The sequence below is a fragment of the Virgisporangium aliadipatigenens genome (assembly GCF_016863615.1).
GTDB lineage: Bacteria > Actinomycetota > Actinomycetes > Mycobacteriales > Micromonosporaceae > Virgisporangium > Virgisporangium aliadipatigenens.
The window spans coordinates 104,160-125,501 of sequence record NZ_BOPF01000003.1 but is presented as its reverse complement, the minus strand read 5'-3'; the positions used below and the strand labels follow the sequence as shown (position 1 = coordinate 125,501).

At 72.4% G+C, this 21,342-nt stretch carries 19 protein-coding genes, 1 pseudogene and 1 riboswitch; of the genes and pseudogenes, 10 read left to right on the top strand and 10 right to left on the bottom strand.

The window, feature by feature from the left end; translation table 11 throughout:
- Positions 1–205 precede the first annotated feature (205 nt).
- Together Val02_RS04855 and Val02_RS04850 are read right to left on the bottom strand one after the other, a co-directional pair.
- A complete protein-coding gene (locus tag Val02_RS04855; protein ID WP_203897666.1) occupies positions 206–1,345 on the bottom strand; it encodes a HAMP domain-containing sensor histidine kinase in 1,140 nt (379 codons plus the stop codon).
- Between the two features lies 1 nt (position 1,346).
- Positions 1,347–2,000 (bottom strand): response regulator transcription factor, encoded by a 654-nt coding sequence (locus Val02_RS04850; RefSeq protein ID WP_203897665.1) that lies wholly within the window; start codon positions 1,998–2,000, stop codon positions 1,347–1,349.
- Positions 2,001–2,087: 87 nt separating this feature from the next.
- Between Val02_RS04850 and Val02_RS04845 the strand changes: the two genes are divergently transcribed.
- A complete protein-coding gene (locus tag Val02_RS04845; protein WP_203897664.1) occupies positions 2,088–2,978 on the top strand; it encodes an ABC transporter ATP-binding protein in 891 nt (296 codons plus the stop codon).
- The gene (locus tag Val02_RS04840) at positions 2,975–3,961 is read left to right on the top strand and encodes an ABC-2 membrane transporter-related protein (RefSeq protein WP_203897663.1); all 987 of its coding nucleotides are present in this window, start codon (positions 2,975–2,977) and stop codon (positions 3,959–3,961) included. The genes Val02_RS04845 and Val02_RS04840 overlap by 4 nt, the downstream gene beginning before the upstream one ends.
- On the opposite strand, the gene Val02_RS47135 is transcribed toward Val02_RS04840, so the two are convergent.
- Positions 3,948–4,592: a hypothetical protein gene (locus Val02_RS47135; protein WP_239152402.1), complete on the bottom strand. Its 645-nt coding sequence runs from the start codon at positions 4,590–4,592 to the stop codon at positions 3,948–3,950. The genes Val02_RS04840 and Val02_RS47135 overlap by 14 nt on opposite strands.
- Before the next feature lie 57 nt (positions 4,593–4,649).
- Positions 4,650–5,243: pseudogene (gene ribB / locus Val02_RS04830) on the bottom strand (3,4-dihydroxy-2-butanone-4-phosphate synthase); the annotation flags it as partial.
- A gap of 73 nt (positions 5,244–5,316) precedes the next feature.
- Positions 5,317–5,443: riboswitch (FMN riboswitch) on the bottom strand.
- Positions 5,444–5,726: 283 nt separating this feature from the next.
- On the opposite strand from ribB, the gene Val02_RS04825 reads away from it, so the two are divergent.
- Positions 5,727–5,930, top strand: a complete 204-nt coding sequence (locus Val02_RS04825; protein ID WP_203897661.1) for a cold-shock protein — start codon at positions 5,727–5,729, stop codon at positions 5,928–5,930.
- Positions 5,931–5,962: 32 nt separating this feature from the next.
- Here Val02_RS04825 and Val02_RS04820 read toward each other — a convergent pair whose 3' ends face one another.
- Complete coding sequence (locus Val02_RS04820) at positions 5,963–6,646, bottom strand: class I SAM-dependent methyltransferase (protein WP_239152401.1); 684 nt, start codon at positions 6,644–6,646, stop codon at positions 5,963–5,965.
- Between the two features lie 198 nt (positions 6,647–6,844).
- Here Val02_RS04820 and Val02_RS04815 point away from each other — a divergent pair, with 198 nt between their 5' ends.
- On the top strand, positions 6,845–7,063 hold the full coding sequence (locus Val02_RS04815; RefSeq protein WP_203897660.1) for a hypothetical protein: 219 nt from the start codon (positions 6,845–6,847) through the stop codon (positions 7,061–7,063).
- Positions 7,064–7,097: 34 nt separating this feature from the next.
- Here the strand turns inward: Val02_RS04815 and Val02_RS04810 are convergent, their stop codons facing one another.
- The 4 genes from Val02_RS04810 to Val02_RS04795 form a co-directional block, all read right to left on the bottom strand.
- A complete protein-coding gene (locus tag Val02_RS04810) occupies positions 7,098–7,505 on the bottom strand; it encodes a MarR family winged helix-turn-helix transcriptional regulator (protein WP_203897659.1) in 408 nt (135 codons plus the stop codon).
- A gap of 80 nt (positions 7,506–7,585) precedes the next feature.
- The gene (locus Val02_RS04805) at positions 7,586–8,131 is read right to left on the bottom strand and encodes an HNH endonuclease (protein WP_203897658.1); all 546 of its coding nucleotides are present in this window, start codon (positions 8,129–8,131) and stop codon (positions 7,586–7,588) included.
- A 182-nt stretch (positions 8,132–8,313) separates the two neighbouring features.
- On the bottom strand, positions 8,314–9,687 hold the full coding sequence (locus Val02_RS04800) for an AAA family ATPase (RefSeq protein ID WP_203897657.1): 1,374 nt from the start codon (positions 9,685–9,687) through the stop codon (positions 8,314–8,316).
- 90 nt (positions 9,688–9,777) lie between these two features.
- Entirely contained in the window at positions 9,778–11,499 is a 1,722-nt protein-coding gene (locus Val02_RS04795) for an ATP-binding protein (protein ID WP_203897656.1), read from the bottom strand.
- A 153-nt stretch (positions 11,500–11,652) separates the two neighbouring features.
- Between Val02_RS04795 and Val02_RS04790 the strand changes: the two genes are divergently transcribed.
- The 6 genes from Val02_RS04790 to Val02_RS04765 all read left to right on the top strand — a co-directional run bounded on the left by Val02_RS04790 (position 11,653) and on the right by Val02_RS04765 (position 20,685).
- Positions 11,653–12,222 (top strand): Atu4866 domain-containing protein, encoded by a 570-nt coding sequence (locus Val02_RS04790; RefSeq protein WP_203897655.1) that lies wholly within the window; start codon positions 11,653–11,655, stop codon positions 12,220–12,222.
- A gap of 171 nt (positions 12,223–12,393) precedes the next feature.
- Positions 12,394–12,792: a hypothetical protein gene (locus tag Val02_RS04785; protein WP_203897654.1), complete on the top strand. Its 399-nt coding sequence runs from the start codon at positions 12,394–12,396 to the stop codon at positions 12,790–12,792.
- Between the two features lie 13 nt (positions 12,793–12,805).
- Entirely contained in the window at positions 12,806–14,719 is a 1,914-nt protein-coding gene (locus Val02_RS04780; RefSeq protein ID WP_203897653.1) for a GMC family oxidoreductase, read from the top strand.
- Positions 14,716–17,463 (top strand): hypothetical protein, encoded by a 2,748-nt coding sequence (locus Val02_RS04775; RefSeq protein WP_203897652.1) that lies wholly within the window; start codon positions 14,716–14,718, stop codon positions 17,461–17,463. Before Val02_RS04780 ends, Val02_RS04775 begins: the two co-directional genes overlap by 4 nt.
- Positions 17,460–19,397, top strand: a complete 1,938-nt coding sequence (locus tag Val02_RS04770) for a peroxidase family protein (RefSeq protein ID WP_203897651.1) — start codon at positions 17,460–17,462, stop codon at positions 19,395–19,397. The genes Val02_RS04775 and Val02_RS04770 overlap by 4 nt, the downstream gene beginning before the upstream one ends.
- An 82-nt stretch (positions 19,398–19,479) precedes the next feature.
- Positions 19,480–20,685, top strand: a complete 1,206-nt coding sequence (locus Val02_RS04765) for a cytochrome P450 (protein ID WP_203897650.1) — start codon at positions 19,480–19,482, stop codon at positions 20,683–20,685.
- Here Val02_RS04765 and Val02_RS04760 read toward each other — a convergent pair.
- The gene (locus tag Val02_RS04760) at positions 20,652–21,287 is read right to left on the bottom strand and encodes a dihydrofolate reductase family protein (RefSeq protein ID WP_203897649.1); all 636 of its coding nucleotides are present in this window, start codon (positions 21,285–21,287) and stop codon (positions 20,652–20,654) included. The two genes, Val02_RS04765 and Val02_RS04760, sit on opposite strands and share 34 nt — an antisense overlap.
- Positions 21,288–21,342 lie beyond the last annotated feature (55 nt).

Sequence of the window (21,342 nt, the reverse complement as noted above, 5' to 3'; positions counted from 1 at the left end):
GGAGCCCTACGACTGGCCAGAGCCGCCAACATCGCCGCTGGTTTCACTCGTCATCACCCTGCTGACTTTGCCGGGCCATGCCCTGAACCGCGCCCGATGTCGTCGAGCAATCGAACACTGCCGCCGACAGCCGACCCGACCGACATGAATCAATCTGCTTCAAGTGTGTAATCCCGGTCCGGCGGACGGCCGGGCGCGGCGCAGTTCAGCCGGACGGCCCGTCGGCCGGGAAGGCGATCTCGATGACCAGGCCGCCCTCCGCGGGTGCATGCGCGTGCACCTCGGCGGCGTGCGCCTCCGCGATGGCGCGCACGATCGACAGGCCCAACCCGTGCCGGTCGTCGTCGGCGACCCGGTGCAGCCGCTGGAAAGGTTCGAACAGACGCTTTACCTGCTCCGGCGGGACGACGGGCCCGGTGTTGGCGACGGCCAGCACCACCCGTCCGCGATCGGCGCGGGTCGCGACGTCGATCGTGCCGTCCGGGACGTTGTAGTGGATCGCGTTGTCGCAGAGGTTGGCGACGAGGCGCGCGATGAGCGTGGCATCGCCGCGGATCCACGCGGGCCGGACCGCGTCCCGCACCCGCAGCCCCCGGGCGTCGAGGTGCGCGTTCCGGTCGCGGATCGCCTGGTGCGCGAGTTCGGCGAGGTCCACGCGATCGCCGTCGGCGCCCCGCGCGAAGCGGTCGGCACCGAGCGCGAGGTGTTCGCTGCCGGCCAACGTGAGCAGGGATTCCAGCAGGCGGCCGCGCTGCTGGTTGGCCGCGAGCAGGCGCGCGAAGTTGGCCCGGTACTCCTCGACGGTGGCGTCCGGGTCGATCAGCGGTTCCTCGATCAGCGCGTGTTCGACGGTCAGCGGCGTGCGCAGTTCGTGGGCGGCGTTGGCGACGAAGCGCTTCTGCCCGTCGAGCGCGGACTCCAGGCGGGCGAGCAACCCGTCGATCGTGTCGGCGAGCTCCTTGAACTCGTCGCGGGGACCGGTCACGGCGAGGCGTTCGTGGACGTTGGAACCGGAGATCCGGCGCAGGCCGACGGTCATCTCCCGCACCGGCCGTAGCATCCGCCCGGCGAACATCCACCCCAGAGCCAACGACACCGGGGCCATGATCGCCAGCGCGGTGCCGCACACCCGCAGCACGTCGGTCCTGAAGTCGAGATACCGGGCCAGCGGTCGGACCGCCGCACCGGTCGGCGGGCCGGCGTCCGGCGGTGCGGGAACGTCGGACGGCGGGAGATCGCGGGCCAGCACGACGACGACAGCGAGCAGGATCGCGCCGGAGAGGACCGCCATCGCGCCGTAGAGCAGGGTGAGGCGAAGCCGCAGCCGATGGGACGCCGGGGCCATGTCAGATCCGGTAGCCGGCGCGGGCCACGGTCTCGATCAGCGGCGGGTCGCCGAGTTTGGCCCGCAGCCGGTTGATGGTCGCCTTCACCGTCGTGGTGAACGGGTCGGCCGCCTCGTCCCAGACGCGTTCGAGCAGCTCCTCGGCGGAGATCACCCGACCCCGGCCGGTCAGCAGGTGCTCCAGCACGGCGAACTCCTTCGGGCTGAGCGCCAGGCGGGCACCGGCCCGGGTGGCGATGCGTCGCGCCGGGTCGAGCCGCAGTTCGCCGTGCACCAGGACGGGCGGCGCCGCCGTCGTGGTGCGCCGGCCGACCGCGCGGATCCGGGCGACCAGTTCGGCATACGCGAACGGTTTCGGCAGGTAGTCGTCGGCGCCGAGAGCGAGCCCGTCGACCCGTTCGGCCACGGTGCCGGACGCCGTCAGCATCAGCACGCGGCTCGGTGCCTCGCGGGCGACCAGGGCGCGGCACACGTCGTCGCCGTGCACGCCGGGCAGGTCGCGGTCCAGGACGATGACGTCGTAGTCGACGAGCTCGGTGCGTTCCAGCGCCGCCGCGCCGTCGTAGGAGACGTCGACGGCCATGCCCTCCCGGCGCAGGACCCGCGCCACCGAGTCGGCCAGTTCCGCCTGGTCCTCGACCACCAGCACTCTCATCGAACGAGGTTAGCGGCCACCCCGTCACACCCGGGTCACAACGGCGCGGACCCTGTTGTGACCGCCCGTTCCCTACAACTGTTCCGCATGACCACTCCGATCATCGAGACGGAACGGCTCGGCAAACGCTACGGCCGCACCACGGCCCTGACCGACTGCACCCTGCGCATACCGGCCGGGCGGGTCGTCGGCCTGGTGGGCCCGAACGGCGCGGGCAAGTCCACGCTGCTCGGGCTGACCTGCGGCCTGATCGCGCCGAGCGCCGGAAGCATCGCCGTGCTGGGCAACCGCCCGGGCGCGGGAGCCGCACAACTGGCCCGGGTCGGTTTCGTGGCGCAGGACGCGCCCGTCTACTCCGGCCTGTCGGTCGCCGACCACCTGCGCCTCGGCGCCCGGCTGAACCCCCGCTGGGACATGCGACTGGCACAGGGACGCGTCGAACGGCTCGGCCTCGACCCGGCGCAGAAGGCCGGCCGGCTCTCCGGCGGTCAGCGGGCGCAGCTGGCCCTGACCGTGGCCGCCGCCAAACGCGCCGAACTGCTGGTCCTCGACGAACCGGTGGCGTCGCTGGATCCCCTGGCGCGCACCGCTTTCCTGCGCGACCTGCGGGAGTTCGTCGCCGAACTGGGCGTCAGCGTGGTGCTCTCCTCGCACCTGCTCGGCGACCTGGAACGGGTCTGCGACCACCTGGTCGTGCTGGCCGCGTCGCGGGTGCAGTTGGCCGGCGACGTCTCCGACCTGCTGGCGACGCACTACCGGTTCGCCGCGCCGCGGGACCTGCCCCCGGGCGCGGACGTCATCCACGCCGACGACAGCGGCCGCGAACCCGTCGCGATCGTGCGCAGCGCCGCACCGCTGCCCGGCGCGGAGCACGCCGACCTGGAGGATCTCGGCCTCGCCTACATGACCCGAGCCCTGATTTCCCCCGAGGCCCGGCGTTCCCCGGAGGGCCGGCATCTCCCGGAGGCAGAGCGATGATCTGGTTGACCTGGCGGCAGTTCCGGACGCAGGCGGTGGTCGCCGTCGCCGGGCTGGCCGTGCTCGCGATCTACCTGGTCGTCCTCGGCCTGCGGATGCGCGCCACCTACGACGCCGACATCGTCGACTGCCTGCCCGCCGACTGCACCGGTGCCCGCCGGGACTTCGACGAGGCGTACGGCACGCAGGTCGCGCTGGTCGGCGCGCTGCTGCTGGGCGTTCCGGCGCTGATCGGGGCGTTCTGGGGCGCGCCGCTGATCACCCGCGAACTGGAGGAGAAGACCGACCGCATGGTGTGGAACCAGAGCGTCACGCGCACCCGCTGGCTGGCGGTCAAACTGACGTTCCTCGCGCTGGCCGGCGTGGCCGTCAGCGGGCTCTTCAGCCTGCTGCTGACCTGGAGCGCCAGCCGCTACGACCAGCTCATCGGCGAACGCTTCCAGGCGCTGACGTTCGCCTCGCGCAATGTGGCGCCGGTCGGGTACGCCGTCTTCGCGTTCGTTCTCGGCGTGGTGGTCGGGCTGCTGGTGCGCCGCACGCTGCCGGCGATGGCGGTGACGCTCGCGGCGTTCGTGGTGGTGCAGGTGCTCATGCCGACCGTGCTGCGGTCGCACCTGATGACGCCGGTCACCGGCACCGTGCGGCTCGACGCCGAGGCGATCTCCCGGGCCGACTTCATGGGCTTCGGGCCCGACGGCGCGCGCATCGACGGCTACACCATGCCGGGCGCCTGGTCGCTGACGACGACCGCCCGGGTGTTCAACGCCGACGGCACGCCGTACACCCAGCAGCAGTCGCGCGCGTGCGACCGGGGCGGCCCGGAGGCCGGCATGGCGTGCATCGCCGAACAGGACCTGCATTTCAGCTACACGTACCAGCCGGCCGCGCGCTATTGGACGTTCCAGTGGACAGAACTGTCGATCTTTCTCGGGCTCGGCGCGCTGCTGGCCGGCTACGGACTGCGGCGGATCAGGCGGACATGACGGCGCCGAACCGGTCGGCGACCTCGTCCGCGACGGCTCCGGCGTCCCGGCTCCCGTCCACCTCGATCACCCGAACGCCCAGGGCGCGGGCCCGCTCGGCGGCGTCCGCGGCGAGGATGCGGTCCCGCTCCAGGCGCTTGCGCCGCGCCGCGGCGGGATCGGGCAGGTCGGCGCCGAACGCGGCGGCGCGCGGAAGCGTCGCCGCCTGATGCCGGCGCCACTCCTCGGTGGGCACCAGCACCACCATGCGGCGCAGGTCGTCGGCGACGGTCGCGACGAGGTCGGGCCGCAGGTTCCAGCCGTCGGCCAGGATCGGGTGCGGCGACACCAGCGCCCGCAGGTCGTCCAGCACCCACGGGAACGCCTCGGCGCAGTCGTCGAGCGCGCGGTCGGCCATCTCCCGGGCCGACAGCCCGGTCCAGTACTCCGACCAGTCCGTCGGCGGTTCGCCGCGTCGCACGCGTGCGGCGAACCGCCGGTCCTCGCGCGAGCGGGAGTCGTGGTAGTCGCAGTGGTAGTGGGTGAGGCCGTACCGGCCGGTGAGAATCGCGCCGACCGTGGTCTTGCCCGCCCACTGCCCGCCGCCGATCCAGAGGGCCCGCCGAAGCGTCCCGTCGGGTGTCCAACGCACCGCGACTCAGGCCGCGACCGTCGACAGTGGACGGTCGCGGGCCTGCGACGCCAGCAGCCGGTACGCGATGAGATCCTCGATGGACACGATCGCCAGATCGTGCCGGTGCGCGAACTCCGTCAGCTGCGGCAGCCGCAGCATCTCCCCGTCGTCGCCGGCGATCTCGCAGATGACCCCGGCGGGGGTGAGCCCCGCCAGGCGGGCCAGGTCGACGGCCGCCTCGGTGTGTCCCGGCCGGCTGAGCACTCCGCCGGGCTTCGCCCGCAACGGGAACACGTGCCCCGGGCGCACCAGGTCGGCCGGCGCCGTGCGCGCGTCGGCGAGCAGGCGGATGGTGTGCGCCCGGTCAGCGGCCGAGATGCCGGTGGTGATGCCCTCGCGCGCGTCGACCGAGACGGTGAACGCGGTGGTGTGCCGTTCGGTGTTGGTGGCGACCATGTCCCCGACGTGCAACCGGTCGAGGGCCGGGCCCTCCATCGGCACGCAGATGAGTCCCCGGCACCACGTCATCATGAACGCCACCAGGTCGGGTCGCACGAGGTCGGCGGCGAAGACGAGATCGCCCTCGTTCTCCCGGTCGGCATCGTCGACGACGACAACGGCCTTACCGGCGGCGATGTCCTGGATGGCCCGTTCGATCGAGTCCAGCATGTCCCACTCCTACGTAAGGCGCGGGACGGGACACGGCAGCGCCGCAGCCCGAACAATGCCCGCGCGCCGTCGCTCCCATCCGGACTCTCACCGTCGGCCCTGGATTCTCACCAGGTCCACCGGCCGATGGCTTCGGCCGGGTCGCGGGCTGCGGCCGATCGCTCGGCCGGTCACCGCCGGTTCGGAATTTCACCGATCCCGCCAGCGCTTGGTGGGTATTGCCACTGAGTCTTCCACGCTGCTGCGGACAGCGGCGAGCGACAACGATCACACGCCGCGGCGTGCCGTCCCGCCGCACCGTAGCGACTCGAAATCACGCGGTCACCATCCGCGAAGGTGAACGTCGGTGCGGCTCGGTGAAATCCGACGTGCTGTGCTACCGTTTCGCCTGTTGCAGTTTGGTTTCCGCGGACTTGAGTAGCGTCTGGTGGGCATCTGACCCGCCGGGCGCTTCTTTGTTTTCCGCGCTTTTGAGGAGAAGACATGGCTGTTGGCACGGTGAAGTGGTTCAACGCGGAAAAGGGCTTCGGCTTCATCACGCCCGACGGTGGTGGGGAGGACGTGTTCGCGCACTTCTCGGCCATCCAGTCCAACGGGTACCGCACCCTTGAGGACAACCAGCGCGTGGAGTTCGACATCACGCCGGGCGCCAAGGGCCCCCAGGCCGCGAACATCCGCACGATCTAGTACATCCCGATCCGGGCGGCCGACGGACTCCGTCAGCTCGGCCGCCCGGCCGGTCGCAGGACCGTCACCTCGGTGATCCCGGCGTCCTCGGGGGCGCCCAGGCCGTGGGCGGTGTAGGTCTTCACGATCTCCATGGAACCGGGTGGAACGTGGCCGCGCCCCGGCTCGCCCACCAGGACGCGCGCCCCGCGTGCGGCGCACCGGTGGAGAAACTCCGACATGCGCACGGCGAGCCCGGTGCTGTAGAACGCGTCCCCGGCGAGCACCACCTCGGCGTCGCCGCCGTCACCGCCGAGCAGGTCGTCGGTGGATCCCCCGACGACCACCCCGTTGGCCGCGGCGTTCAGCTCGACGGCCGCCAGCGCCAGCGGGTCGATGTCGTTGGCGGTGACCCGTGCGGCACCGGCCAGTGCGGCCGCGATCGCCACCAGTCCCGAGCCCGAGGCCACGTCGAGCACGCGCCGCCCGGCGACCACGTCCGGGTGGTCGAGCACGTACCGGGCCAGCACCTGGCCGCCGGCCCACGCCGTGGACCAGAACGACGCGGCCATCGACCCGAACCGCGACTCCAATCGGGCGCGCAGCACCACGGAGTCCTCGGCGAGGTACAAACCGACCTCCGGCACGAAGTCGACGCGTTCGAGCCGTAACGCGTCCACCTCACCGGTGCCGAGTGCCACGTAGGGGGTCAGGGCGGCTGCGGGTACCCCGGGCAAGGGCGTGCTCCGTTCGTTCGGAGTTGCGGCGGACGCGCCGCCCTGGATACCGGGCCACACGCGGAAGAGATCAAGAGTCACGTCGAGTGACCCTGAGGAACGCCTACCGTAGCGTACGGGGCCATTCTCCTCTCTTCTCCACAAGTTCGCCCGGTAACCCCATCCGCGGCCGCCGGACCGGTGCTATACGTTCGGTGGGTGAGACTCGAGACCCACTGGTGGAACGGCGACCGCACGCCCCGCGGCCGACGCGACGTCTTCATCCGCAGCGACGGCCAGATGTGGGAGGTTGAGGCGGTCGCCGGCGGTAACAACGGCCGGTCGAGGGTGCACCGCTGCCCCGGCCGCCAGTCAGCGGAGATCCTCGCCGGCGCCTGGATGGGTGGCCCCGGCCGCTGGCGGAAGGTGGCCACCTGACCGGAGCCCGTCCACAGTGGACGGTCTCCGCCCGTCACTCCCCGAGCAGTATTTCCAGCAGATCCACTAACTGAGCGGACTGCTTCGCGTCGAGACGGTCGGTCGCCGGGGCCAGCGCCCGGCGACCCTCCTCCAGCAGGCGTTCCATGAGCGCGAGGCCGGCCGGGGTCAGGTACACGTCGACGGCCCGCCGGTCGTCGGGGTTCTTGCCGCGGGCCAGCAGGCCACGGCGTTCGGCGCGGTCGACGAGGCCGGACATGGACGACTTGTCCAGTCCCAGGTAGTCGGCGAGCTCGGTCATCCGCAGCCGCCGGTCGACGAGGATGCCGAACACGCGCAGCTGCGTGAGCGACAGGTCGTTCTCCGCACCGATGCGGGTCAGCACGCCCATCACCCGCCACGAGCTGCGCACCAGCGCCTCCACGACGGCGTCCGAGGTCATGCCGACACTCTAGACGGCATGGTTGGTAGTCCCAACTACCGCGCGGGGTACGAACGCATCGTCTTCGTGCCCTACCGGCATTACAGACCACAGTCCGGAAAAACCGACCTCAGTACGGACAGGTGCTGTCGCGCATGACGAGCCAGCGCCGGTGCGACGGCCTTGTGCACGAGGCGGTCGGCGGAGACGTCGTGCGCGAAATGGTGGAAGGCATCGACAACCGGCAGAAACCGCAGGTCTTCCAGGTCCTCGGCGTCGATCGGACGGCCCTCCCGCTCCGCGTTCGCGAAAACGCGGATCACGCCGCGCCATGACCGATACCGCGCCTCGACCAGTGCGCTGCGGGCATTGAGCCGGAGCAGGTCGATGGTTTCGCGGCCCTGCGGCGTGAGGTCGATGAAGTGCCCCGTACTGGCGAGCGTCATGTGATCGGCCGAGTCGTCCACACTCGGGTCCAACAGGAGCGGGTTCCCCACCGGATCGAGCGGGAACTTCTCCTTCTTCGCCTGTTGATTGCAGTAGCCGCACGCGAGGATGTGGTTATTCCACTCGAAGGTCGTCATCGGATCGCGGGCTATCGGCACGAAGTGGTCGACGTCCGTGCCCCGACTCTCATAGCAGTACATGCAGAAGGCTGGGCGAGCGCACATTGCCAGGAGTTGTGTCTTGAGGCGTCGACGTGTGCCGGTGGCGCCGCTCCAGCTTGCCCGGGCCGTCTTCCGAGGAGTCGTACTGGCCGCGATCCTCGCGGTCCTGTCCACCAATCTGGCGGAGATCTGCGCGGGAAGGGGCCCACGCGTGATCGGAATCAAACCTCGTCCCCCAACACGTCGCGAACCCGGCTGCCGGGCGACGGCGAGAGAGTCTCAGACAGCTCCGCCAGTTGTGCGAGGTCCTCCGGACGTGCGTTACCGCGGATGGCGAGCCGCTCCAGTCGGGTGAGAGCCGCCCGGAGTTCGTCGACGCGTTCGGAGTACGGCGAGTCCAGCCCGAAAAGTTCCGTCAGAACCGCGTCGTCGCCGCTCCCGTTCACGACCCGCCGGAAAAGGTCTTCGTCGGCGACACGTGGCGGGAAGTCGTCCTCAGGCCCGGGAAGCTGGATCAGACCGCCCGGAGTCGCGCTCTGGCAGATGTAAGGGCTGTGACTCGTGACGATGAACTGGATATAGGGAAAGTGTTCCAACAACCAGGGGGCGATGCGCTTCTGCCAGGACACGTGCAGGTGCACATCGATCTCGTCGATCAGCACGGTCCCGGACGTGTGAATGATGGGCCGACCGTCATCGGACCACTCGATTTTCCCGTCGAAGCATTCGTTGACCTGGCGGACGATGTCGGTCACCAACGCCGTGACGGTGCGGTATCCGTCGCTCATCTCATCGATCCGGACGGGTGGACTCGAGTCTCTGGTGATCCAGAGCCCGTCCGGATCCACGCGATCGACCGAAAAGCCGTCCGGAAACAGGCCGTCGTTGAGAAGTCGGATGACAAGGTTCTCCAGCTCGGCAAAGCTCGCGCGGCCGGACCGGGCGCGATAGTTCACCTGCTGAAGCCACTGCACAGTCTCCGCGAGCGAAGCCTCTTCACGGAACAGCGTCGCGAAACGCGCCGCGGTCCAGTCTCCGGCCATCAACCGCGCGACCTCGCCACTCGTACCGGCCAGGCGCCGGAACGGGCCGTAACCCGCGGCGAACCAGCCGGTCGGTTTCGGGGACCACAGCGATCGTTCGGCCATTTTCCCGCCGAGGTCGCGGTGCGTATCGGCCTGCGGTCGTGCCCTCGCCCCCTCGGTCTGCTCCCACCTGAGCGCGGCGGAAAAGACCTCGGAGGGGCGACCCGCACCGAGGTTGATTTCGGAAAAGTCGCGCACAACTTCCGCGTTGACCGTCGCGACCGGCTGCCCATGACTGATCCAGTCGCGTTCACCTTCGGACAGGCTGTTGGCGACCTCGGGACCCGCGAGTGCGGTAGCCGCGGCGCGAAGGAGGGTTGTCTTTCCCGCCCCGTTGCGCCCGGCTATTACGTAAAACCCGGGATAGCGTTCGAAGGCGTCATCGTGGTCGTTCCGCTCGAAACGCAGATCGACGACACGGGACCCGTGGAATCCTCGCACTCCCCGGATGCGCAGGCGATGCAAGTACACCGACGAGTCCTCCATGAATTCGCGCTCGTGCGCAGCCATTGCCGCTGTTCGTGGAGTGCCAGCTTACTGGGTCGCCAAGGCCGGGATCGTCGTCTCTGACTCGCACTCCGCGGGCCGCGAGCACGGGGTTCAGTCGCCGAGCAGGACCTCGGCGATCAGGCCGGCGGCGAAGCGGTAGCCGTTCGGGGCGTGGACCAGGCCGGCGTCGAGCGCGGGTCCGAGCCGCGCGTGAACCACGTCGAGCGGCAGTCCCGCCGCGCTTGCGACGGCCCCCGGGTCGAACCGTCCGCTGTGGCCGCTCTGCGCCGCGGCGACGGAGAGGATCTCCCGCGCCGGGGCCGGCAGCGCGCGCAGTTCGGCCCGCAGCACGCTCAGTGCGCCGGGTGGCACCGCCGCACCCGGGCCCCACCGCCGCGCCTCCGGCAGCGTCAGCAACTCGTTGAGGTAGAACGGGTTGCCGCCGCTGCGCCGGTGCAGTTCGGTCGCCGCGAGGGACACGCCGGGCGGGGTGCCGTGCCGGGGCGGCCGGTCGGCGCGGGTGCGCAGGAGGCGTTCGACGTGGCGGGCGGAGAGCGGTCCGAGGGTCACCCGCGCGGCACCGAGCCGCGCGAGCAGCACCGTCAGCTCCGCCAGGGGCGGCCGGTCCGCGTCCCGAACGGTGCAGAACACCGCCAGCGGCACGTCCCGCAGGCCGGTGGCGACGTGCGCCAGAAGTGCCCGCGCCGCGGCGTCCGCCCACTGGAGATCCTCGACGATCCAGAGCGTCGGCCGACCGCCGAGCCGCTCCGCGAGGAGTCCGCACGCGTCGCCGGAACCGGGCCCGTCGAGCAGCGGCCCGGCGCGCCACCCTTCCCCTGCCGCGCCGACCGGGCGGGTGAACGCGACCCGCCAGCCGTCGCGGGACGCGTCGGCTGCGACACGTTCGACCAGAGCTGTCTTACCGGCGCCGGCGGACCCGGAGACGATCGCCCACGACGACCGCCCACCGGCCGCGGAAACCAGCACCCGGTCGAGCGCGGCGCGCGCGTCGTCCCGACCGACCAGCACCGGCCCGGCGACGTCCCGCGGGTGCGGCGCCGTGACGCCACCGATGGCGGGCGTGTCGTGTCGCAGCACCGCCAGATGCAGCTCGCGCAGCGCGGGGCCGGGTTCGGTGCCGAGCTCCTCGGCGAGCGCGGCCCGGATCCGCTCGTACTCGCGCAACGCCTCGGCGGGCCGGCCGCTCAGGTACAGCGCGCGGATCAGCAGCAGCCAGGCCGATTCCCGCAACGGCTGCGCCACGATCAGGGCACGCGCGGCGGTCACGGCGCCGGCGGCGTCACCGTCGGCCAGCAGCACGGCCACGCGCAGCTCGTGCCCGGCCAGCCGCGCCTCGTCCAGCCGCACCGCCGCCGCCCGCGCGAACGGCGCATCCGCCGCGTCGGCCAGCGCCGGCCCGCGCCACCAGCGCATCGCCCGCTCGATCTCGCGCCGCGCCGCGCCGGCCCGGCCCGCGGCGAGCAGGCGACGCGTCCGTTCGACCGAGGTCTCGAACCGGGCGGAGGTCACCGCCGAGGCGTCCGCGAGCAGCGCGTATCCGCAACGGTCGCGCACCAGGACGCGGGACGCGGATCCGGCCGGCTCCAGCGCGGCCCGCAGCCGGCTGACGTGCGCGTGCACCGACGCGGCGGCACCCGGCGGCGGCCGGCCGGCCCACAGGTCCTCGTGCAGCCGGTCGAACGGCACCGGCCGCCGCTCCGCCAGCAACAGGCGCAGCAGGAGCAGCCGCCGCTGCGGCGGGCCGAGGTCGACGCAACGCCCGTCGCGCCACACCTCCAACGGCCCGAGCGGATCGAAGAGCAGGCTGCTCACGGGCACTGCGGGGCCTCCAGGCGGACCGGTGGGATCGTGCGCCGCCAGTGTCGCGGGACGCACTTGCCCGCGACTTGCACACGCCGCACACCCGGCGAACCAGGGTGCGACACGGCCTGGTTGCGCCGGCCCGGGCCGCCGAAGCTGGTGCCCATGCTCTTCGTCAACGCCACCGTGCACACGCTGGATCCGGCGCTCGGCACCCTGAACGGCACGGACGTGCTGACCGCCGGCGCCACGATCGCCGCCGTCGGGCCGGCCCTTCCGCGCGACCACGCGGCCGTCATGGACTGCACCGGGTCGGCGATCGTGCCGGTCTTCGACGCGTCGGTCAGCCCGCTGGTGCCCGGGAACCCGGCCACGTTCGCGGTGGTGCCGGCCGACGGCCGCGCGTTCGAGCGGGTGATCTGGTGGCCGGAGCAGGCCCGCACGATCCTGGTCGACGGCGTGGCGCGCGCGTCGTTCGTGCCGGCGGCGCCGTCGTCGCCCCCGCCGCGGCTGGGCGTGTGGATCGACGCGACCGGCCACATACATCAGGAGCTGACCGCCGACGGCCGTTACGACGAGACCAGGGGCGGGCGGCGGCACGCCTACCGGGGCGCGTTCCGGATCACCGGCGACCGGATCGTGTACCGCGACGACCTCGGTTTCTGGGCGTACGGGCGGTTCGACGGCGAGGTGCTGCACCACGCCGGCTACACGTTCACCCGCGCGGCGCGCTGACCGTGGCGGCGGAAATCGAGCGGCGGGTGGTGGCCGGTCGAGCGTCCTCTCAGACCTGTGTCGCGCGTGCGCCTGTCGCCAAGGCGACATAGCAGGAAAATTCTTCCCCCGCATTAGCGGCATTCCGGGCCTATCGTCGTTTGCGAAAGCGGCTCGGAAAAGGGGGGTCCCGTGAACGTTTTCACCGGCGACGGGGCGCGTATCGCGCTCGCGGCCATCCGATTCGTCAACGGCGCCGCCGCCCTGGCCGCCCCGCATCTGCTCAACCGCCGCATCACCGGCGAGCGGGAGGTGTCCCCGGCGGTGCTGTACGCGTTCCGGCTCTTCGGCGTGCGCACGGTCCTGCTGGCGTTCGACCTGCTGGCCGGCGGCGAACGGCGGAGCCGGGCGCTGGAGCAGGCCCCGCTCATCCACGGCGTCGACACGCTCAACGCGGCGTTGCTGCTGCTGCGGCCGCCGCACGAGCCGGTCCGGCGGGCGCTGCCGGTGCCCATGGCGGCGACGCTGGTCGCGATCTCCGCCCTGAACACCGCCCTCGCCATCGCGGCCGCCCGCACGGCGAAGCGTTGACGGGCCCCGCGCCATGACCACGAACGGGTGCGAGGAATACGACTACATCGTCGTCGGATCGGGCGCGGGCGGCGGTCCCGTGGCGCTACGGCTGGCCGAGGCCGGCGCGTCCGTGCTGCTGATCGAGGCGGGCACCGACGACGAGGACGCGGATTACCGGGTGCCCGGTTTCCACGCCCGTTCCACCGAGAATCCCTTGTACAGCTGGAACTATTTCGTCAGACACTACGCCGACGACACCCGTCAACGCCGGGACGACAAATACGTGGCCGGGCGGGACGGCGTTCTCTATCCGCGCGCCGGCACGCTCGGCGGCTGCACGGCCCACAACGCGATGATCACGGTGTGCCCGCCGAACGCGGACTGGGACCGCATCGCCGAGGCGACCGGCGACGCCTCCTGGCGCGGCGTGCGCATGCGGCGCCATTTCCAACGCCTCGAGAAGTGCGGCTACGTCCCGCGACCCCGCCCGCTGCCGCGCAACCGCCTGTTCGCCCGCCTCCTGTCGGTGGTGCCGTTCGTCTCGGACCGGTACGTGGACCGTGGCCGCCACGGCCATGACGGGTGGCTGCGCACCACGCTGCCCGACCCGACGTTGTTGCTGCGCGACAAGCAACTGCTGCGGATCGTCGTCGGCGCCGTGGAGTCCGAACTGCGCCGCAGCCTCGGCCGCCCGCTGCGCCGGCTGGAGCGCTTCGGCCGTTACCTCGACCCGAACGACTGGCGGGTGCTGCGCAAGGCGCCCGAGGGCCTGTGGCTGACGCCCCTCGCCGTCACGCGGGGCCGCCGCAACGGCACCCGCGAGGCGCTGCTGGCGGCGGCCGAACGCCACCGGCTCACGATCCGCACCGGCTGCCTGGCCACCCGGGTGACGTTCGACGGGGACCGGGCCGTCGGCGTCGAGTACCTGGAAGGCGCCCACCTGTACCGCGCCGACCCGGCCGCCGGCGCGCGGCCTGCCACGGGGCACGGCACCGTCACCGCCCGCCACGAGGTGATCCTGGCCGGCGGCGCGTTCAACACCCCGCAGCTGCTGATGCTCTCCGGCATCGGCCCGGCCGAGGAGTTGGCGCGCCACGGGATCCCCCTGCGGGTGCCGCTGCCCGGCGTCGGCCGCAACCTGCAGGACCGCTACGAGGTGGGAGTCGTGTCCGAGGTCGACGACGACTTCGCGCTGCTTTCCGGATTGACGTTCCGGGCGCCGGGCCCGGGCGAGGAGCCGGATCCCGGCCTGCGGGAGTGGCGGGAAAGCGGCCGCGGCGTGTACGCCGGCAACGGGGTCGTGCTCGGCATCACCCGCCGGTCGAGCCGCCGTCAGCCGGTGCCGGACCTGTTCGTCTTCGGGCTGCCGGCCCGCTTCACCGGCTACTACCCGGGCTGGTCCGACGGGTTGGAGCAGCAGCGCAACGTGTTCACGTGGGCCGTTCTCAAGGCGCGCACGGTCAACGACGCCGGCCGGGTGCGGCTGCGTTCGGCCGATCCGCGCGACGTTCCGGAGATCACGTTCCACTCCTTCGACGAGGGCAGCGACGCGCGGGGCGAGGACCTGGACGCGGTGGTGCGCGGGATCGAGTTCGTGCGCGGCATCACGCGGCGGTGGGGCGTGCGCCATCGGGAACTGGTGCCCGGGCCCGGGTTCGACGACCGGGCGGCGTTGCGGGCGTTCGTGCGGGACCGGGCGTGGGGGCACCACGCGTGCGGCACCTGCCGGATGGGCCGGGCGGACGACCCGGCGGCCGTGCTGGACAGCCGGTTCCGGGTGCGGGGCACGAAAGGGCTGCGGGTGGTGGACGCCTCGGTGTTCCCGCGCATCCCCGGCTACTTCATCGCGACCGCGATCTACATGGCGGCGGAGAAGGCGGCCGAGGCGATCCTGGCCGACCGCGCCTCGACCGCACGTCCCGCGACCGCGGGAGCCCGGCGATGAGCCGGCGGTGGCCGTTCCGTTCGGCGCCGCCGATCGTGGACACCACGGCGGAGTGGGCCACCCCGGTCGGTCAGCCGGCCGGCGGCCCGCTGTCCGCGCCGACCCCGGCGACCGGGACGGACGCGAAGCCGGTGCCGCGGCCGGAGGGCATCGGGATCTGCTGCTCGGGCGGCGGCATCCGGTCGGCGGCGTTCAATCTCGGGGCGCTGCAGGCCTTGTCGGCCGCCGGCCTCTACCGGCAGGCGAGATTCGTCTCGGCCGTCTCCGGCGGTTCGTACATGGCGGCCGGTTTCGCTACCGTGCACCACGGCCCCGCCGCGCCGGGCGAGCGCGGGGTAGAGCGGCCGCGCGAGCCCGACTACGCGTTCTCCCCGGGCTCGGCCGAGGAACGTCATCTGCGCAACCGCAGCAACTACCTCTTCCCGCGGTTGGCGACGACCGTGCGCGGTCTGGTGTGGGTGCTGTTCGGCCTGTTCGCCAACCTGAGCGCGCTGCTCGTCTTCGTGTTCCTCGCCGCCCGCGTGATCGGTTGGCTGGCCGACGGCAACCACGTGCTGCGCGAGCCCGACGGGGACGTGCGGCTGGACCTCCCGCCGCAGTGGCGGCTGGCTGCGGCGGTGCCGTTCGCCGTCGGCGTGTTCGTCCTGCTGGTGGAGAAGGTGATCCCCGCCTACGGCCAGCCGCGGCAGCGGATCGTCGACTTCCTGCGCACGTCGGGGACGTCGTTGATGGCGGTCGGCGCCGTCGTGGCGCTGCTGCTGCTCGCGCTGCCCGCCGCGACCGTCGGGCTGCAGAAGCTGGCGCTGGGCAACCTGCCCGACCCGACCACCGCGCGGGTCGTCACCGCGCTCGGCTTCGCCACCCCGGAGGACTGCCGGCAGGCGGCCGACGCATTCGAGAAGACGGGTGCCTGCGGCGTGCTGCCGAAGGAACCCGAGGACGCGGCCGCCGAGGCGACGGAGGCCGCCCGCAACGCCCGGCCCGCCACGACGTGGGACCTGACCGGACTGTTGGGGTTCGCCACCGCGCTGGTCATGGTGATCCGCCGGCTGATCCGCCAGGCCGGTGGTCTCGCGGCCGGGTTGCGACCCCGCACGGCCGAGGGCGCGCCGCCGGGCCCCCTCCGGCAGGCCTTCTACTCGGTCGAACGGCGTGTGCTCGCCTGGACCGGCAGTGGGCTCGTGGTGCTGTTCGTCCTGCTGTTGGCCGCCCGGTGGATGAGCGACGCGGCGAGCGCCGGTGCGGGCCGGGCCGAACTGCTCAAGTGCGCTTACGCGCTCCTGCTGTTCGCGGCACTGAAGACGTTCACCGATATCAATCGAAACAGCCTGCACCCCTACTACCGCGAGCAACTCGCGAGCGCCTACCTGGTCCGACGGGAACGCCGGGACGGCCGCACCGTCGCCAAGCCCGTCCCCTACGAACGTCCGCTGTCGCTGTCGCAGGTGCGTCGGAAGGGACCGGACGACGGCCCGGAACTCATCGTCTGCGCCGCGGCGAACATCACCGACCAGTCGGTGCCGCCGGGACGCGGCTGCGTGCCGTTCACGTTCACGCCGACCGACATCGGCCTGGCCGAACCGCCGAACCTGCTCGACCGCCTCGGCCGCTCCCGCGCGGGCCGGCTGAGCGTAAGGCGGTACGAACGCGCGGCCGGCGCCCGGCGGGTCACGCTGCCGGCGGCCGTGGCCGTCTCCGGTGCGGCCGTGTCGCCGCTCGCCGGCCGGATGACGCGGCCCTCGCAGCGGCTCCTGCTCGCCGTCGCGAACATCCGCCTCGGCCTGTGGCTGCCCAATCCGATGTACCGCTCGCGGCCGGGACCGCAGCCGCACCGGCCGAGGGGACCGCGCGGCCGCTGGCACCGGCTGGTCGCCCGGCGGCACCCGACGACGGCGGGCATGCGTGCGCTGATCGTCCGGTGGCGGCGCGCCGAGGTCCTGCGGCGGGAACGGATCGCCCGGCGGCGCGCGGCGGCGGCCCGCTGGCACCGGACCGTCTACAAAGGACGGTGCCGGCTGGCCCGCCGGTACCCGCGATCGGCGAAGTGGCTGCGCGGGCTGGTGGAGCAGTGGCGCCAGCCGGGGCCGTGGCGCCTGCTGATGGAGGCGGCCGGGCACACCAACCTGCGCTCGCGCTGGCTGTACGTCACCGACGGCGGGCACTACGACAACCTCGGTCTGGTCGAGGCGCTGCGCCGGCGCCCGGAGACGATCCTGGCGTTCGACGGCAGCGGCGATCCGGTCGACCGGTGGAGCACCATCGGCGGCGCGCTCGCCCTGGCCCGCAGCGAACTCGGCGTCCACGTCGAGATCGACCCGGCGAGCATGAAGCCGGTCGACCGCCAGTTCGTCGAGCGGCCCTACGTGCGCGGGAAGGTCTGGTACCCGCCCGTCGACCGCGACCGGGACGCCGACGCCACGCTCTGGGTCACCAAGCTCGGCGTGACCGAACGCAGCCCGTGGGACGTGCGCGCCTACGCGCGGCGGTTTCCCGACTTTCCGTGCGACGCCACCGTGCACCAGCTCTACGGTGGCGAACAGTTGGAGGCCTACCGGGCGCTGGGCCACGACTCCACCACGCAGATGCTCGAGGCGATGACGGACGAGCCCGCGCCCGCGGCTGCGACCGGCCCGCCGCGCAGGGGCTCCCGGAGGAGGCCCTGGGTGCCCGGACGGCCCGTGCCGACCGGCAAGCCCGGGGGCCCCGAACAGCCGACACCGTCGTCAAGGGGGAAACGGACATGAGCAGTTCCAGGCCACGTCGGGCCGGCACACTGATCGCCGTCAGCGCGACCGCGGCGCTCGCCGCGATCGTCGTCCGCGATCGGGTGTCGGCCGCCGGGTCCCGCGCCGCCGCGGGGGCCGAACCCGAGGGAGCGCCCGCCGCCCGCTACCGCGACACGCTGCCGTGGCGGCTGTACAACGGCGCGTCCGCGCTGCTCGACCGGTGGGTCGGCTGGGACCGGCTGCCCACGCCGCTCGGCCTGGCCGTGCTGGTCGGCGTGCGCAACGTCCTGCGCCAGCGCAACCTGCACGACACCGGCGGGCTGCCCGACCTCGACCCGGCCGGGCCGGACCGGGAGTGGTTGACGGCGCGCACGCCCGACGGCTCGCGCAACGATCCGGACGTTCCCTCGATGGGTATGGCGAACACGCGCTTCGGCCGGAACGTGCCGATCGCGGCGACCCACCGCGAGCCCGAGGCGGCGATGCTGACCCCGTCGCCGCGCGAGGTCAGCCTGGACCTGATGACCCGGCGCCGGTTCGTCCCGGCGACGTCGGTCAACGTGCTCGCGACGGCGTGGATCCAGTTCATGGTCAAGGACTGGTTCAGCCACGGCCAGGGCGACCCGGCCCAGCGCTGGGAGGTGCCGCTCGCCGACGGCGACCCGTGGCCGGAACGCCCGATGACGATCCTCAAGACCGTCGCCGACCCGAGCCGGCCGGCCGGCGGCACCGCGCCGCCCACCTACCTCAACACCGAGACGCACTGGTGGGACGGCTCCAGCATCTACGGCACCGGCGCGCCCGGCGACGAGCAGCGGCGCACCGGCCGCGACGGCAAGCTGGTCATCGGCGACGACGGCCGGCTGCGGCTGCCCGCGGACCCGGCCCGCAACCCGGCGACGGTGCCCGGCTGGTGGCTCGGCCTCAACCTGATGACGACCGCGTTCATCCGCGAGCACAACGCCATCTGCGACGCGCTCAAGGCCGAGTACCCAGGGTGGAACGACGACGAGCTGTACCGGCGCGCCCGGCTGATCAACGCCGCGCTCACCGCCCGGATCCACACCGTCGAGTGGACCCCGGCGATCATCGCGCACCCGACGACCGTTCTGGCGCTGCGGGCGAACTGGTGGGGACTGGCCGGCGAGAAGCTGCACAAGCTCGTCGGGCGGATCAGCGACAGCGAGGTGATCAGCGGCATCCCCGGCACGCGCACCGACCACTACGGCGTGCCGTTCACGCTGACCGAGGAGTTCAGCATCGTGTACCGGATGCATCCGCTGGTGCCGGACGACTACGCGCTGCGCGCCGCGGCCGACGGGCGGCTGCTGCGCACGGCCACGTTCCCCGAACTGGCCGGCCCGCACGCCCAGGCCGTCACCGACGAGGTGGCCATGGCGGACCTGTTCTACTCGTTCGGCACGGCCTACCCGGGCGCGATCGTGCTGCACAACTTCCCGCGCTTCCTGCAGGAGTTCCGCCGGCCGGACGGGAAGCTGATGGACCTGGCCGCGCACGACATCCTGCGCACCCGCGAACTGGGCGTGCCGCGGTACAACGAGTTCCGGCGGCTGCTGCACCTGCGGCCGGCGCGCACGTTCGCCGAACTGGCGGGTGATCCCGAGGTGGCGGCCGAACTGCACCGGGTCTACCGCGGTGACATCGAACGCGTCGACACCATCACCGGCATGTTCGCCGAGAAGCGCCCGCGCGGCTTCGCGTTCAGCGACACGGCGTTCCGCATCTTCGTGCTGATGGCCTCCCGCCGCCTGAACAGCGACCGGTTCCTCACCCGGGACTTCACGCCGCACGTGTACACGCCGCTCGGCATGGCGTGGGTGCAGAACACCACGATGGTGGACGTGCTGCTGCGGCACTACCCCGAACTGCGGCCGGCGCTGCGCGGCGTGACGAACGCGTTCCAGCCCTGGCCGGACACCCCGGCGGCGTAGGCGCGGCGCGGCGGGCGGGCGTGTTCACCCTCCCGGTGGAACGACCGGGGCACACCGGCCGCCGCGCCTTACGGTGGTGCCCGTGGGTGATCTCGACCTGTCCGGCCCGGCGTTCCACACCGATCCCTACGGCGAACTGGCGCGCCTGCGCGGGCAGGACTGGTACGCCGGCACCGCGATCGGCCCGGCGGTGTTGCGCTACCGCGAGGTGCAGGCGCTGCTGTCCATGCGGGAGCTGCGCACGCCGGGAGCGGACTTTCTCGCCGCGCAGGGCATCGCCGACGGCCCGCTGGTCGAGGTGATGCGCGGCTTCCTGCTGAACGCCGACGGCGCCGCGCACGCCCGCGTCCGCCGCATCGTCAACCGGGCGTTCACCACGCGGCGGGTGAACGACTTCCGCGCGAGCGTGGTTGCGGTCGCCGACGATCTCCTCGACGCGATGGCGGCGCGGCGGGAGTGCGACTTCGTCGCCGCGTTCGCGGAGCCGTTCGCGCTGCGGGTGCTGTACCGGTTCGTCGGCATCCCCGAGGACAGGGCGGCGCAGCTGCAGCGGTGGACCTCCGACGTCGGCCTCATCTTCGGGTTCAGCGTCGTGGAGCACCGCGCGCGGATCGAGTCGGCGCTGCGCGATTTACAGCTGTTCCTCGACGAGCTGCTCGCCGAACGCCGTGCGGCCCCGCGGGAGGATCTGCTCAGCGCCCTGGTGGCCGCCCGCGACGAGGACGACCTGCTGACCGACGCCGAGCTGCGGGCGATGGTCGTCACGCTCATGTCGGCCGGCCAGGGGACGGTGCAGCACCAGCTCGGCAACGCGATGGCGGCGTTCCTGCGGCATCCGGACCAGTGGCGGCTCCTGGCGACGCGGCCGCAGCTCGCCGCGATCGCCGCCGAGGAGGTGGTGCGCCACAGCCCGTCTGCGCTGCTCGGGGTGCCCCGGGTGGCCAAGGTCGACGTGGCGCTGAACGGCCTCGAACTGCCCGCGGGCAGCTGCGTCCTCCCGGTCACCGGCTCCGCCAACCGCGACGCGACGGTCTTCGATCGCCCCGACGTCCTGGACATCACCCGGCCGCGCACCGCGCACCTGACCTTCGGCGGCGGCATCCACTTCTGCCTCGGTGCCGCGCTCGCCCGCCTCGAACTGACCGAGGCGCTCCCCCGGCTCGCCGCGCGGATCCGGGAGCCGCACGCCGCCGGCCCCGGCACCTGGCTCCCGCCGACCGAGGCGGTCTACGGCCCGCTGACCCTCCCCATCCGCTACACCTCACCGGATCCGGGCAAAACGCGGTAGACCAGGTGCGTCACTCCCGTCGCGGCGCGGGCGGACACCTGTTCGAGCCGCAGCGGGGGAACGCCCTCGAACACCCGCGTCCCGGCCCCGAGCGTGAACGGCACGACGTGCAGCCGCACCTCGTCGACCAGTCCGGCCGCGAGGTACTGGTTGATCGTGGTCGCGCCGCCCATGATCAGCACGTCGCCGTCGCCGGCCGCCGCACGGGCTCGGGACAGCGCCGCCGCGATCCCGTCGGTGACGAACCGGTACGTCGTGCCGCCGTCCATCGGCTGCGGATCGCGCGCATGGTGGGTGAGCACGAACACCGGCGCGTGAAACGGCGGGTCGGCGCCCCACCAGCCGTTCCACGGGCGGTCCCAGGCGCCGCGCACCGGGCCGAACATGTTGCGCCCCATGATGAACGCGGCGCCGGAGAGCACCAGGTCGATCTCGGCGCGGTTCTCCTGCGGTGTGTCGAACATCCAGGCGTGCAGCGCGGCACCCGAGCCGTCGCCGCCGTCGTCGCCGAACGGGCGTTCCTCCGTCTGGTGCGCCCCGGCCGAGTACCCGTCGGCGGTGACCGTGATGTCGACGACCACCCTGCCGTTGTCTCCGGTCATGCGACCTTCCTTTCACAGTCATCGAATAATGCCCCATCCCCCGTGACCCCCGTGG

Coding starts and splice junctions, on each gene's coding strand:
- Val02_RS04850 (WP_203897665.1), bottom strand. CDS start 2,000: ATGAGAGTGCTGGTGGTCGAGGACCAGGCGGAACTGGCCGACTCGGTG.
- Val02_RS04760 (WP_203897649.1), bottom strand. CDS start 21,287: ATGACCGGAGACAACGGCAGGGTGGTCGTCGACATCACGGTCACCGCC.
- Val02_RS04790 (WP_203897655.1), top strand. CDS start 11,653: ATGCTCTTCGTCAACGCCACCGTGCACACGCTGGATCCGGCGCTCGGC.
- Val02_RS04855 (WP_203897666.1), bottom strand. CDS start 1,345: ATGGCCCCGGCGTCCCATCGGCTGCGGCTTCGCCTCACCCTGCTCTAC.
- Val02_RS04810 (WP_203897659.1), bottom strand. CDS start 7,505: ATGACCTCGGACGCCGTCGTGGAGGCGCTGGTGCGCAGCTCGTGGCGG.
- Val02_RS04805 (WP_203897658.1), bottom strand. CDS start 8,131: ATGTACTGCTATGAGAGTCGGGGCACGGACGTCGACCACTTCGTGCCG.
- Val02_RS04845 (WP_203897664.1), top strand. CDS start 2,088: ATGACCACTCCGATCATCGAGACGGAACGGCTCGGCAAACGCTACGGC.
- Val02_RS04825 (WP_203897661.1), top strand. CDS start 5,727: ATGGCTGTTGGCACGGTGAAGTGGTTCAACGCGGAAAAGGGCTTCGGC.
- Val02_RS04780 (WP_203897653.1), top strand. CDS start 12,806: ATGACCACGAACGGGTGCGAGGAATACGACTACATCGTCGTCGGATCG.
- Val02_RS04800 (WP_203897657.1), bottom strand. CDS start 9,687: ATGGCTGCGCACGAGCGCGAATTCATGGAGGACTCGTCGGTGTACTTG.
- Val02_RS04775 (WP_203897652.1), top strand. CDS start 14,716: ATGAGCCGGCGGTGGCCGTTCCGTTCGGCGCCGCCGATCGTGGACACC.
- Val02_RS04840 (WP_203897663.1), top strand. CDS start 2,975: ATGATCTGGTTGACCTGGCGGCAGTTCCGGACGCAGGCGGTGGTCGCC.
- Val02_RS04770 (WP_203897651.1), top strand. CDS start 17,460: ATGAGCAGTTCCAGGCCACGTCGGGCCGGCACACTGATCGCCGTCAGC.